Annotated in this window: 14 protein-coding genes; 4 read left to right on the top strand and 10 right to left on the bottom strand. The window is 73.5% G+C overall.

Features of this window, described 5'->3' with window-relative positions; translation table 11 throughout:
• Positions 1 to 756, top strand: a complete 756-nt coding sequence (locus tag E6R60_RS32285) for an SDR family oxidoreductase (protein WP_136330259.1) — start codon at positions 1 to 3, stop codon at positions 754 to 756.
• A 91-nt stretch (positions 757 to 847) separates the two neighbouring features.
• Here E6R60_RS32285 and amaP read toward each other — a convergent pair whose 3' ends face one another.
• Genes amaP through E6R60_RS32260 form a run of 5 tightly spaced genes read right to left on the bottom strand, consistent with a single transcriptional unit; the run spans position 848 to position 3,158 of the window.
• The gene (amaP, locus tag E6R60_RS32280) at positions 848 to 1,435 is read right to left on the bottom strand and encodes an alkaline shock response membrane anchor protein AmaP (protein WP_136330258.1); all 588 of its coding nucleotides are present in this window, start codon (positions 1,433 to 1,435) and stop codon (positions 848 to 850) included.
• Positions 1,432 to 2,103, bottom strand: coding sequence for a DUF6286 domain-containing protein (locus E6R60_RS32275; RefSeq protein WP_136330257.1), 672 nt, complete (start codon positions 2,101 to 2,103; stop codon positions 1,432 to 1,434). The genes amaP and E6R60_RS32275 overlap by 4 nt, the downstream gene beginning before the upstream one ends.
• Positions 2,100 to 2,462: an Asp23/Gls24 family envelope stress response protein gene (locus E6R60_RS32270; protein ID WP_136330256.1), complete on the bottom strand. Its 363-nt coding sequence runs from the start codon at positions 2,460 to 2,462 to the stop codon at positions 2,100 to 2,102. Before E6R60_RS32270 ends, E6R60_RS32275 begins: the two co-directional genes overlap by 4 nt.
• Positions 2,459 to 2,650: a hypothetical protein gene (locus E6R60_RS32265; RefSeq protein WP_136330255.1), complete on the bottom strand. Its 192-nt coding sequence runs from the start codon at positions 2,648 to 2,650 to the stop codon at positions 2,459 to 2,461. Before E6R60_RS32265 ends, E6R60_RS32270 begins: the two co-directional genes overlap by 4 nt.
• Positions 2,651 to 2,681: 31 nt before the next feature.
• The gene (locus E6R60_RS32260) at positions 2,682 to 3,158 is read right to left on the bottom strand and encodes an Asp23/Gls24 family envelope stress response protein (RefSeq protein ID WP_136330254.1); all 477 of its coding nucleotides are present in this window, start codon (positions 3,156 to 3,158) and stop codon (positions 2,682 to 2,684) included.
• Between the two features lie 92 nt (positions 3,159 to 3,250).
• Here E6R60_RS32260 and E6R60_RS32255 point away from each other — a divergent pair, with 92 nt between their 5' ends.
• A complete protein-coding gene (locus E6R60_RS32255; protein ID WP_136330253.1) occupies positions 3,251 to 3,976 on the top strand; it encodes a hypothetical protein in 726 nt (241 codons plus the stop codon).
• Between the two features lie 191 nt (positions 3,977 to 4,167).
• Here the strand turns inward: E6R60_RS32255 and E6R60_RS32250 are convergent, their stop codons facing one another.
• The 3 genes from E6R60_RS32250 to E6R60_RS32240 form a co-directional block, all read right to left on the bottom strand.
• Complete coding sequence (locus tag E6R60_RS32250) at positions 4,168 to 4,959, bottom strand: enoyl-CoA hydratase/isomerase family protein (RefSeq protein ID WP_136330252.1); 792 nt, start codon at positions 4,957 to 4,959, stop codon at positions 4,168 to 4,170.
• Between the two features lie 151 nt (positions 4,960 to 5,110).
• Complete coding sequence (locus tag E6R60_RS32245) at positions 5,111 to 5,332, bottom strand: helix-turn-helix domain-containing protein (protein ID WP_007263382.1); 222 nt, start codon at positions 5,330 to 5,332, stop codon at positions 5,111 to 5,113.
• Between the two features lie 399 nt (positions 5,333 to 5,731).
• Complete coding sequence (locus E6R60_RS32240; protein ID WP_136330250.1) at positions 5,732 to 7,330, bottom strand: ABC-F family ATP-binding cassette domain-containing protein; 1,599 nt, start codon at positions 7,328 to 7,330, stop codon at positions 5,732 to 5,734.
• Between the two features lie 278 nt (positions 7,331 to 7,608).
• On the opposite strand from E6R60_RS32240, the gene E6R60_RS32235 reads away from it, so the two are divergent.
• Positions 7,609 to 8,499: a neutral zinc metallopeptidase gene (locus tag E6R60_RS32235; RefSeq protein WP_136330249.1), complete on the top strand. Its 891-nt coding sequence runs from the start codon at positions 7,609 to 7,611 to the stop codon at positions 8,497 to 8,499.
• A gap of 122 nt (positions 8,500 to 8,621) precedes the next feature.
• Entirely contained in the window at positions 8,622 to 9,035 is a 414-nt protein-coding gene (locus tag E6R60_RS32230) for a VOC family protein (protein ID WP_136330248.1), read from the top strand.
• 179 nt (positions 9,036 to 9,214) lie between these two features.
• Here the strand turns inward: E6R60_RS32230 and E6R60_RS32225 are convergent, their stop codons facing one another.
• Together E6R60_RS32225 and E6R60_RS32220 are read right to left on the bottom strand one after the other, a co-directional pair.
• Positions 9,215 to 10,525 (bottom strand): hypothetical protein, encoded by a 1,311-nt coding sequence (locus tag E6R60_RS32225; protein WP_136330306.1) that lies wholly within the window; start codon positions 10,523 to 10,525, stop codon positions 9,215 to 9,217.
• Between the two features lie 185 nt (positions 10,526 to 10,710).
• A complete protein-coding gene (locus E6R60_RS32220; RefSeq protein WP_136330247.1) occupies positions 10,711 to 11,838 on the bottom strand; it encodes an alpha/beta hydrolase in 1,128 nt (375 codons plus the stop codon).
• Positions 11,839 to 11,971: the final 133 nt, after the last annotated feature.

The raw sequence follows: 11,971 nt of genomic DNA, 5'->3' as shown, positions 1-11,971 counted from the left end.
ATGGATCTTGGACTGAAGGACCGTGTGTACATCGTCACCGGAGCGACCCGGGGGCTCGGCAACGCCACGGCACGCGCGCTGGTGGACGACGGCGCGAAGGTGATCATCACCGGCCGTGACGAGAAGCGCGCCGAGGCGGCCGCCACCGAACTGGGGCCGGACGCCGTCGGGCTCGCCGCCGACAACGCCGACCCCGCGGCGGCGCAGCGGCTGGTGGAGACCGCGCTGGAAGGGCTCGGCCGCCTCGACGGCATCCTCATCAGCGTGGGCGGTCCGGCGCCGGGCACCGCGGCGGACAACACCGACGCGCAGTGGCAGTCGGCCTTCGAGTCGGTCTTCCTGGGTGCGGTGCGCCTGGCCCGGGCGGCCGCCACGGTGCTCGGCGAGGGCGGTGTCATCGGCTTCGTGCTCTCCGGCTCCGTCCACGAGCCGATCGCCGGACTGACCATCTCCAACGGGCTGCGGCCCGGTCTCGCGGGGTTCGCCAAGTCGCTGGCCGACGAGCTCGGCCCGCGGGGCATCCGGGTGGTGGGCGTGCTCCCGGCCCGGATCGACACGGACCGGGTACGCGAACTGGACGCGCTGTCGGGTGACGCCGAGGCCGCACGCACGGCGAACGAGGCGGCCATCCCGCTGCGCCGCTACGGCACCCCGGAGGAGTTCGGCCGGACGGCGGCGTTCCTGCTCTCGCCCGCCGCTTCCTATCTGACCGGCATCATGTTCCCGGTCGACGGCGGATCGCGGCGCGGCTTCTGAGACGGTGGAACGCCCGGGCCGGGCCGGACGGTCGGCGACCGTCCGGCCCGGCCCGGGCGCGTCGCCTTCTGCCCGCCGGCCGTTCCGCCCGTCAGGTGACCCGTTCCGCGCGGTGCTTGACCGCCTTGAGCCGCACCTCGGCAGGCAGCTCCGCCAGGCCGGCCGAGTCCCGGGCGTGGGCCAGGGCCTCGTCGGTGAGCCGGCCCAGCGCCTCGCCGGGTGCGGCGTGCGGCTCCATCAGCAGCCGGATCCTGGCCCGCGGCGTACTGCGCTTGCCGGCCAGGACGACATGGGCGCGGGACACCCCGTCCAGGGCCCCCGCCTCCTGCGCGAGGACGCCTTCCAGGGCGCGGCCGCGCAGCAGCGCGCCCTCGCCGTCGCCGCTGTCCACGAGCACTTCGGAGAGGCGGGCGCGGCGCAGCTGGGCGAGCAGCCACCACAGGGCGAGGACCACCAGGACCGCGAGGACCGCGATCACCACCGGCCACCACCAGCCCTCGGAGCGCCAGCGGTCCCGGTCCGCGTCGCTGAGCAGTACGTCGCGCTTGCCGTACCAGGGCCACCAGGACGGTACGGAGAGATCGAGCGCCGCGGCCAGCACCCCGCCGCCGACGCAGATCAGCACGAGTCCGGCCAGACCCAGCAGTACCCGGTTGACTGTCCTGAGCACGCCGCTCACCCCTTCTTCGCCGGACGGCGGACATGGACGGACACGCTCGGATGCCTGGCCAGCCCGAGTTCCCTGATGCCGGTGGAGAGCACGGAGTCCAGATCGGCCCGTACGTCGTCCAGTTCACGGAAGTGCGAGACGGCCCGCGCCTTCACCCTGCCGCGGCCCATCCGGACCCGGACCGACTGCACACCGGAGACCTCCACGGCCCGGTCGCGCAGGACCATGGCCGCCGCGGTCCGGTCGAGGGACGCCCGCACGCCCTGGCGTTCGCGGCGCATCGGCAGCAGATCACGCAGTCCCGGCGTGAGGGCGAGGCCCAGCAGCCACAGGCCCAGGGCCACCGCGACCGAAGCGCCCGTCAGCACCCAGACGTCGTCCAGGCGGCGCTCGGCCAGTTCGTCGGCCAGCGAGCGGCGCCACTGCATCGCCGGGTGGTCGGCACGGACCGCGGCGACGTCGTAGAGCAGCAGTGCGGCACCGCCCAGGACCACCAGCGCGGTGATGCCCGCGGGGATGCGGCGGGCGGACCAGAAGCGGCCCGCCCCGCCCCCGCTCCGTTCCTTCTCCGGGACGGGGTCGTACGCCGCCGACGACGCCGACTGGTCGAGTGCGAGCACGCTCCCGTGTTCCACCGGCCCGGCGATGTCGCGTTCCGGGTTCTGGGGCTCGGTCATCGAATCCTCCCCTGCGCCGCGAGGCTCGCTCCTGAGGGGTGCAGGCGCTCGACCTGTACGGCCACTTCGGGCACTTCCATCCCCGCCAATGCCTCTACCCGCTCGGCGACCCGGCGACGCACGGCACCGCACTGGCGCCCGATGTCGCTGGGGTATCCGAGCTCCAGGCTCACCCGTACGCGGGCGGTGTCACGGTGCACCGTGACCGTGGCCCGCGGCGAGGCGGCGTCCTTCGCGGGCTCGTCGACCGCCTCCTTCGCCGCCTGCGCGGCGATCTTCGCGACGACCCGGTCGGCGATCCGGGTCTCCCCGCGCTCCGCGGCGGTCACCCGTCCGCCCGCCCCCGGCACGCCCGTCACCGCCGCCGGTCGCCGCGATCGCGACTCCGGAAGAAGTCGCCGGGCTCCAGGTCACCGTCGAGGAAGCGACCGGCGATGAAGCCGATCGCCCCCAGTGCGGCCACCAGCAGAAAGGCCCCGAATCCGCCGAAGTACCCGGCGAAGCCGAGCGCCATGCCGGCTACCATGCCGACCACAGCCATGCTCATCTGTGCTCCTCAACTGCCCTTGACCGAAGGACTACTGGACACGTGGCTCGGACTGGTCCTCGTCGTCCTCCTCGTCGGGCAGCTTCACATCGCTCACCGCGATGTTGACCTCGATGACTTCGAGGCCCGTCATCCGCTCGACCGCCGCGACCACGTTCTCCCTCACATCGCGGGCGACATCGCGGATCGACACGCCGTAGTCGACGACGATCTCCAGGTCGAGTGCCGTCTGGGACTCGCCGACCTCCGCCTTCACGCCGCGGCTGACGGACTTGGAACCGCCGGGGACACGGTCGCGCACCGCGCCGAAGGTCCGCGACATCCCGCTGCCCATCGCGTGCACTCCGGACACGTCGCGTGCCGCCATTCCGGCGATCTTCTCGACCACACCGTCGGCGATCGTCGTCCGGCCGCGGGTGGCGGGGTCTCCTCCGCCGCGCTTGGTCAGCGAACTGCCGCCCGTCGAGTCCGGGTCGAGGTTGTGGTTCCGCTGTGGGGTGTCGGTCATCGCCGTTCTTCCCTTCGGGGCAGATTGGACTTCCTCGCCCAGATTAAGCGTGCTTGCCCCATCTCGCCCCGTGGATGCGGCAGGCTGGAGCAATGACGACGGCTGACGGCTCTCACAGGGCCCAAGGATGGACGTCCGGGGTACGGCAGCGGCTCGGCCTGGGCCGGCTGCTCCCGCTGGGCGGTCCGGCGGACGGGGCCTGGATCTCGGAACGGGCGGCGGTCGGCGTGCTGCGCCGGGCGGTGGCGGGGCCGGGTCCGGGGCCGGTGATCATGGAGCTGCGGATCGCCGTGGCCGATGCCGGGACCGCTCCCGCCCCGCAGGTGCCACCGCCCCCGAGCGGTCTGCCGCCGGGCCCGCTGCGCATCGAGGCGACCGTGGCCGCGACGGCCCACCAGCCGCTGCCGGCCGCCGCGGCGGCGCTGCGCTCGGCTCTGGTGACGGCTGCCGCGCGGCGGCTCGGGCTGGTGGTCGACGAAGTGGACGTCCAGGTGGCGGCCTTGCTGGACTCCGAACCGGAACAGGCCGAACCGCCCCCCGCCGAGGTCCGCCCGGCGGAACCGGAGGACGCGGCGGGCCGTGCCGCCGCTGGAGTGACGGGGGTCGCGGCGCTGACCCGGATCCTGGGCGCGTCCGTGCACACGGGCGACGGCCACGTGCAGGTGGAGCTGGCGACGGAGGGCGCTCACCGGGCGCTGGACGTGACCCGCGCGGTGCGGGCGGCGGTGAGCGGGGCGGTGGACGGGCATCCGTCGGTGGCGGTGCTGGTCACCGCGGTGACGGACGGGCCCGGGCCGTACGTTCCGCCGGGCGGCTGACGTGGCGCCGGGTCCCGGGTGCACCCGGGACCCGGCGCGGCAGCCCGTCGTCGCCGGCGGGGATGCCGGTGGCCGGCCGTCCGAGCGGGCGTGGCCCGTCGGATGGCCGGCCTCCAGCGGGCGGTGGCCCGTCGGACAGTCGGCCCTGTCGGCGTGTCGGCCGGCGGGGCGGGTCAGTCGGCGGGGCGGTGTCAGTCGGCGGTGCCGGAGAGGTCCCGCAGTCGGCGGCCCTGCGCGGCTCGCTCGGCGACCCGCTGCTCCTCGTACGTACGGGAGACGGCGCCGCTCAGCAGGGCCTTGGTCTCGATGACGGCGTCGCGCGGGGCGGCGATCAGGGCGCCGGCCAGATCGCGGGCGGCCTCTTCGAGCTCCGCCGCGGGCACCACGAGGTTGGCCAGCCCGGTGCGCTCGGCTTCCGCGGCGTGCACGAAACGGCCGGTGGCACAGATTTCGAGCGCGCGTGCGTACCCCACCAGGTGCACCAGGGGGTGCGTGCCGGTGAGGTCGGGGACCAGCCCGAGGCTGGTCTCGCGCATGGCGAACTGCACGTCCTCGGCGACGATCCGCAGATCGCACGCGAGGGCGAGCTGGAAGCCCGCGCCGATGGCGTGGCCCTGGACGGCCGCGATCGACACGATGTCGTTGCGGCGCCACCAGGTGAAGGCGTCCTGGTACTCGGCGATGACCGCGTCGAGTTCGGCCTCCGGGCCACGCCCCATGTCGAGGAACGACGGCTCGCCGTCGAAGCCCTCGGGGGTGAACGCCTGGCGGTCGAGGCCGGCGGAGAAGGACACACCCTCGGCACGCAGCACGACGACCCGCACACTGCCGGGCAGAGCCCGTCCGGCCTCTGTCAACGCCCGCCACAGAGCGGGGGACTGAGCGTTGCGCTTAGCCGGGTTGGTGAGGGTCACCGTGGCAACCGCGTCGTCGACGGTGAGTCGTACGCCGTCCTTGTCGAGCACAGTGTCGAGCGAGGTCATGGAGCGCCTCCGGATCGGGTGCAGTCAGCACATCGAGCTAAGTGACTGAACAGTAACCACCCGATCGACCGCACGATCGACCGGGTGGCCACCGCCGAACCGGTGAGCCCCGGGACAGGTCACGCGACCCGCCCCGATCCGCGGACGGCCGTCAGGCCGCTGCGGCCTTCTTGCCCCGTGTCGCGCCGCCGCGTCCCCGCAGCGTCACGCCGGACTCGCTGAGCATCCGGTGGACGAATCCGTAGGAGCGGCCGGTTTCCTCGGCCAACGCCCGGATACTCGCACCGGAGTCGTACTTCTTCTTCAGGTCTGCCGCGAGCTTGTCGCGCGCGGCGCCGGTTACCCGGCTGCCCTTCTTCAGAGTCTCGGCCACCCGTGCCTCCTCGTGGGAAGTGCGCTCTGGACTCTCATGATCACCCCTCGCGGCCGTCCTGGCCACCCATTCGGCAAGGTCCGTGCAAGCGGATCCGCACCCCGGAAGGACACCGACACGACCGGAATCACTCATTCCGCAGGGCTGCGGGCGCGTGAGGGAACCAGCGCCGGAGGAACGGCCAGGTCAGGGCCGTAGAGGGGCCGGGGGCCCTCATGCGTGCACCCGGCAGGTAACTGCCGGGTGCCGCGCCGAGGTACGAGACGTCCTCACACAGATGATGGATCACGCGTAGGCCGAATGATCCAGTGCGAGTGGATCAGCGGGCCGCGACGGCCGGGACGGGGCTCTCGCGGGCGGCGGGAACCCCGTGAGCGGCCGGGCGGCGGGCGGGCCGGGTCAGGCCAGCGAGACCAGGTCCCGGTAGTCCGCACCCCACAGGTCCTCGACGCCGTCGGGCAGAAGGATGATCCGCTCGGGCTGGAGCGCCTCGACCGCACCCTCGTCGTGCGTGACGAGGACGACGGCGCCCTTGTACGTACGCAGCGCGCCGAGGATCTCCTCGCGGCTGGCCGGGTCGAGGTTGTTGGTGGGCTCGTCGAGCAGGAGCACGTTGGCGGAGGAGACCACCAGTGTCGCGAGGGCGAGCCGGGTCTTCTCACCGCCGGAGAGCACACCGGCGGGCTTGTCCACGTCGTCCCCGGAGAAGAGGAACGATCCGAGCGTCTTGCGGACGGCGACCAGATCGAGGTCCGGCGCCGCGGAACGCATGTTCTCCAGGACGGTGCGGTTCGGGTCGAGGGTCTCGTGCTCCTGGGCGTAGTAGCCGAGCTTGAGTCCGTGCCCCTCGATGACCTCACCGGTGTCGGGCTTCTCCGCGCCGCCGAGGAGCCGGAGCAGGGTGGTCTTGCCCGCGCCGTTGAGGCCGAGGATGACGACCCGGGAGCCCTTGTCGATCGCGAGGTCGACGTCGGTGAAGATCTCCAGCGACCCGTAGGACTTGGAGAGGCCCTCGGCCATCAGCGGGGTCTTGCCGCACGGCGAGGGGTCCGGGAAGCGCAGCTTGGCGACCTTGTCGGAGACGCGGACGGCCTCCAGGCCGGAGAGCAGCCGGTCGGCACGCTTGGCCATGTTCTGCGCGGCCACGGTCTTGGTGGCCTTGGCGCGCATCTTGTCGGCTTGGGCGTTGAGCGTCGCGGCCTTCTTCTCCGCGTTCTGCCGCTCGCGCTTGCGGCGCTTCTCGTCCGCCTCGCGCTGCTGCTGGTAGAGCTTCCAGCCCATGTTGTAGACGTCGATCTGCGAGCGGTTGGCGTCGAGGTAGAAGACCTTGTTGACGACCGTCTCGACGAGCTCGACGTCGTGGGAGATCACGATGAAGCCGCCGCGGTAGCTCTTGAGGTAGTCGCGCAGCCACACGATCGAGTCCGCGTCGAGGTGGTTCGTGGGCTCGTCGAGGAGCAGGGTGTCGGCGTCCGAGAAGAGGATCCGGGCCAGCTCGACGCGGCGGCGCTGACCGCCGGAGAGCGTGTGGAGAGGCTGTGCGAGCACCCGGTCGGGGAGGCTGAGGGCCGCGGCGATGGTGGCCGCCTCGGCCTCGGCCGCGTAGCCGCCCTTGGTGAGGAACTCCGTCTCCAGGCGCTCGTACTTCTTCATCGCCTTCTCGCGGGTGGCGCCCTTGCCGTTCGCCATCCGGTCCTCGTTCTCCCGCATCTTGCGCAGGATCTCGTCGAGGCCGCGGGCGGACAGGATGCGGTCCCGGGCGAGCACGTCGAGGTCGCCGGTGCGCGGGTCCTGCGGGAGGTAGCCCACCTCGCCGGAGCGGGTGATGGTGCCGGCCGCCGGGGTGCCCTCGCCCGCGAGGCACTTGGTGAGGGTGGTCTTGCCCGCTCCGTTGCGGCCGACGAGGCCGATGCGGTCGCCCTTGGCGATACGGAACGAGGCGGATTCGATGAGCATGCGGGCGCCGGCGCGCAGCTCGATGCCGGAAGCGGTGATCAAGGGAAAAACTCCAGAGCGGTTTGGACGGCGGAGGAACGGCTAGCGATTCACGACTCGACGCCGTTACTCACGCACACGCACAAGGAGAGTTGCCATGAGGACCAGTCTACTGGCGGTGTCCAACCGCTTTTCCGCCTGCTCCCACCCCAGTTGCCGAAACGCTCGCCGAGCGCGCCCGGCCCACTCCCCCGCGTGAGCAGAACCGGGCATTGCGGTGTGAATTATCCGATACTCGGCGCACGGCTGTGTGGCAGCCGAGTGGAGCGAAGGGTGGTGCCATGCAGTTCGACGACGACGCCGGCCTGGACACGTCCGAGGTCAGGGACGCGCGCGGCAGCCGCATCCCGGGCGGCAGGGCCACCGTGGGCGGTGGGATCGCCGGGGTCATCGCACTGATCCTGGGTCTGCTCTTCGGGGTCGGCCCGGATCAGCTCGGCCTCTCCTCCGGCGACTCGGGCACGACCGCGACCGCCTCGTCGGCGGCGCAGGTCGACCAGGACTGCCGGACCGGCCGGGACGCCAACACCAGGGACGACTGCCGGACGGTCGCGGTGGTCAACAGCGTGCAGGACTACTGGGGCCAGGAGTTCCGGCGGCGTGACGCCACGTACGGCAGCGCCCGCACGGTCCTGTTCACCGACCGGGTCGGCACGGCCTGCGGGTCGGCGACCTCGGCCGTCGGCCCCTTCTACTGCCCCGGCGACCGGCAGGTCTACCTCGACCTGGGCTTCTTCGACGAGTTGCGCACCAAGTTCGGGTCGAGCGGCGGGCCGTTCGCCGAGGCGTACGTCGTCGCGCACGAGTACGGACACCACGTGCAGAACCAGATGGGGACGCTGGCCCGCTCGCAGGACGGGCGGACCGGCGAGAACAGCAACGCGGTGAAGGTGGAGCTCCAGGCGGACTGCTACGCGGGGATCTGGGCGCACCACGCGACGACCACACCCGACGAGTCGACCGGCCGGCCGCTGATCACCGAACTCACCCGGGCGGACATCCGGGACGGGCTCGACGCCGCCGCGTCGGTCGGGGACGACCGGATCCAGGAGAGGTTCCAGGGCCGGGTGACCCCCGAGTCCTGGACGCACGGTTCGGCCGCGCAGCGCCAGCAGTGGTTCACCACCGGTTTCCGCAGCGGCGACATGGCCGACTGCGACACCTTCCGCTGACGCGCGGGGGCACGGGCCGGGCGTCGCGCAGGGCGTTGTCCGTGCCCGGTGGAAGACTGAGACACAGATCACATGACATCCGGACCGCGGTGGCCCGGCGGCGCGAGAAGGGAATGAGAGCGATGGCGGACACGAAGGCAGGCGTTCCCACCGTCTATCCGACGATTCTGTACGACGACGCGAAGGCCGCGATCAAGACGCTGACCGAGGGCCTCGGCTTCACCGAGGAGGCGGTGTACGAGGGCGAGGACGGAGCCGTGATGCACGCGGAGCTGTCCTGCGGGAACGGCAGGGTGATGCTGGGCTCCAAGGGCCGCGAGGGCGTCTTCGCCCAGGCGATGCGGGGGGCGGGGCCGGCCGGCGTCTACGTGGTGGTCGACGAGGTGGACGCCCACCACGCACGGGCCGTGGAGCACGGGGTGGAGATCCTCATGCCGCCCACGGACCAGGACTACGGCTCCCGTGACTACATGGCGCGGGACGGCGAGGGCAACGTGTGGAGCTTCGGGACGTACGCCCCGGGATCGGCGGGCTGAGGGGGCGCGGGCGCCCGGCCGCGAGGGCGGCGGACCGCGGCTGCGCCCCCGCGGCCGGGGCGGTGGCCGCCGGGGCGGGGCCGCGCCGGTTCAGGATCCGCCGGGGCGGGGCCGCACCGGTTCACGATCCGCCGGTGCGGACCTGGAACGCCGCGCCGCCGGGGCGGGGCCGCGCCGGTTCAGGATCCGCCGGTGTGGACCTGGAACGCCGCCTTGCGGACCGCTTTGGCGAGTGCGGGGTCGGGGTGCGCGGCGGCCAGGGCCACCAGGACCTGGACGGTGCGCGGGTGGCCGACGGCCCGTACCTCGTCCAGCAGCGCCGGGACGGTGCCCTGCACGGCCGAGTCGAGGTGGCGGACCAGCAGTCCCGTCTCTCCGTGGTCGGCGACGGCCGCCGCTGTGTCGACCCAGAGCCAGGTGGCCTCCTCGCGGCTCAGGACGTCCTGGGCGTCCTCGGGGTCGGCCCCGTGGTACTCGGCCAGCCAGAGCAGCGCGTAGGGGCGCAGGGTCGGGTCGGCCACGACGGAGCGCACCTCGGGCTCGGCCGGGGCGCCGACGACCCGGAGTGCCTCGAAGGCGAGCCCCCGCAGGAGGGCGTCCTCGCCCCGGGCCACGCCCAGGAGTTCGGCGACGGCGCTGCCGACGGGGCGGGCGGCCAGCCAGGCCCGGTATTCGGCGCGGGCCGGTCCGGGGGTGAGGCGGGCGCAGCCGAGCAGCATGTCGGCGGCGGACTGCTCGATGTTCCCGGCCGGGCTCTGCGCGGCGACGCAGATCTGCTCCAGCTTGACCCAGACCGCCCAGTTGCCGAGCGGGGTCAGGGTGGCGGTCCCGTCGCCGAGGGTGAGCGCGCCGACGGCGGCCAGCCCTTCCAGCGCCCAGTCCAGGAGGAGGGCGACCAGTGCGGCGGGGTGGGCGGCGGGCGCCGGCGCGGCGGGGGCGGGCAGCGGCTGGGGCCCGTACGGCACCTCGCAGCGCTCCTCGTGGAGTTCGGCCACGCGCTGGCCCAGCAGGTCGAGGAGTGCGGGCACCGTGACCGGGCCGGCCGAGAGCTGAAGGAGGGAGAGCACCTGGGGCACGGCCTCGACCGCCTCGGAGACCGCGGTGGACTCGATGTCCTGCGGTGCGGGGTGCACGAGCGACCACGCGTCGAAGAGCGCCACCCAGCCGCGGAGCACGGCGGAGTCGTCGCGGTCCCAGGCGCGCAGCCGCCAGCCCGGCCGGGCGGTCTCCCCGTGCAGCTCCACCAGGCCGGCGAGCCTGGCCCGGTCCCAGCCGGAGCGCACCTGGGCCGGGGACAACTCGAGCGCGGCCGCGGCGCGTTCGAGGGCCTGGGCGGCCAGCGGGGGCGTGCCGGAGCTCGCGCCGTCGGCCGCCCACCGGGCGATGCGTACGGCGTCGGCGAGAGCGGCCCTGGCCTGGCGGGCCAGTTCCGACCGGGGCGGGGTGCCCTCGGGCGGGCGCGGCGCCGGCCTGGTGCGCCGGGTGGTCACGGCCTTGCGAGCGGTGGCGAGGGGTCGCGGGCGGACAAGTCGCAGCCTGGAGTCGCGCGGGGTACGGGACGTCACGGGGAGCAGTCTTGCCTCTGACGGCCCGAAAGCCCAAACGGAACCCGGATCACCGGTGCCGGAGCCCGGCCGCGCCGGCCGGGACCAACCGGCCGAAGCGGCACATCAGCTCACATCAGGGGCGTGAGGAAGCGGCGCAGCGTCTCTTCGTAGCGGGCCGGCTCGGCGTTCCACATCGCCGCATGCGGAGCCTGGGGCACGGCGTGCAGGGCGATCAGGTCGGGGCGGCGGGCCGCGAGCTCCCGGGTCGGCCGCCAGGGGGCCAGGGTGTCGTCGGGTCCGTGGAAGATCAGCGTCGGCACGTGGAGGACCAGGGGCAGCGACGTGTCGAGGAGGCGGGCTCCGTGCAGCCCGGTCTGTCCCTGGGCGGCGCGGACGGCGAGGGGCAGCAGGGCGGCGGGAACGCCGCGGGCGGCGGCCAGCGCGCGCAGGGTGGCTTGCCAGTCCAGCACCGGCGAATCGAGGACGAGGCCGGAGATCCGGTCCCGCAGGGCCGAGTTGACGCAGGCGTGCAGGGCCATCGAGGCACCGGTGGACCAGCCGTACAGGATGACCTGTTCGGCGCCGTAGCGCACGGCGAAGCGGATGGCCGCGTCCAGGTCCCGCCACTCGGACTCGCCGAGATGGGTGAGCCCGCCCGGGGAGCGGGGGGCGCCGCGGTCGCCGCGGTAGGCGAGGTCGAGCACCGGAAGTTGCTGCTCGTGCAGGAAGCCCGTCACGTTCAGCGGGTGTTCGCGGGTGGTGCCGAGGCCGTGCACGGCGATGACCCAGGTCTCGCGGGGAGCCGGCACGAACCAGGCGGGCAGACCGCCGAGCTCTCCGGGGATCTCCACCTCGCGGAAGTCGAGGCCGAGGGCGGTGGCGGGGTCGCCGCTGTGGATCTCCGGGGTGACGCGGACCTTGGCACCGGGGAGCAGGGTGCCGCGGTTCACGCGTTCCAGTCGCCGTACGACGGTGTCGGGGGCCTGGTGGGCCTGGTCGATCACCGGCCCCACGACGGCGTGGACGTCGTCGCCCACCAGGCCGTAGGTGCCTGGCCGGAGCGAGGTGAGGGAGCGGGTCAGGGTGACCTGCCCGGCCGCCGTGGCATGCACGGTCAGTCGGCGGTCGGCGGGGAGGGGACGTCCGGACGGCGTCTTGAGGGCGACGTCGCCGGCGTACCGGCCGGCGGCGACCGCTGCCGCGCCGACGCCGAGGATGGTGGTGACGGCAGCTGCCGTTGCTGTAGCCGGGCGCACGGCTTAAGTGTCAGGGCCGCCGCCGCACATGGCCAGTGGGCGGGGCCGTTCGGTGAGGCGGGGCCGCCGTGCCCCCCGGACGGCGGGGCGGCGTGGGCCGCCCGGGCGGGCCGGGCGCGGCGCGTGGCGGGCG

The sequence above is a fragment of the Streptomyces sp. A0642 genome (assembly GCF_004795105.1).
In the GTDB taxonomy this organism is placed as follows: Bacteria; Actinomycetota; Actinomycetes; order Streptomycetales; family Streptomycetaceae; genus Streptomyces.
Note: the sequence above shows the minus strand (reverse complement) of the source record. Positions and strands in the feature narration are given on the sequence as shown.

Bases quoted from the DNA above. Each gene is read 5' to 3' on its own strand.
- E6R60_RS32230 (WP_136330248.1), top strand. From the start codon at position 8,622: ATGGCGGACACGAAGGCAGGCGTTCCCACCGTCTATCCGACGATTCTG.
- E6R60_RS32285 (WP_136330259.1), top strand. From the start codon at position 1: ATGGATCTTGGACTGAAGGACCGTGTGTACATCGTCACCGGAGCGACC.
- E6R60_RS32235 (WP_136330249.1), top strand. From the start codon at position 7,609: ATGCAGTTCGACGACGACGCCGGCCTGGACACGTCCGAGGTCAGGGAC.
- E6R60_RS32255 (WP_136330253.1), top strand. From the start codon at position 3,251: ATGACGACGGCTGACGGCTCTCACAGGGCCCAAGGATGGACGTCCGGG.
- E6R60_RS32275 (WP_136330257.1), bottom strand. From the start codon at position 2,103: ATGACCGAGCCCCAGAACCCGGAACGCGACATCGCCGGGCCGGTGGAA.
- E6R60_RS32250 (WP_136330252.1), bottom strand. From the start codon at position 4,959: ATGACCTCGCTCGACACTGTGCTCGACAAGGACGGCGTACGACTCACC.
- E6R60_RS32260 (WP_136330254.1), bottom strand. From the start codon at position 3,158: ATGACCGACACCCCACAGCGGAACCACAACCTCGACCCGGACTCGACG.
- E6R60_RS32265 (WP_136330255.1), bottom strand. From the start codon at position 2,650: ATGAGCATGGCTGTGGTCGGCATGGTAGCCGGCATGGCGCTCGGCTTC.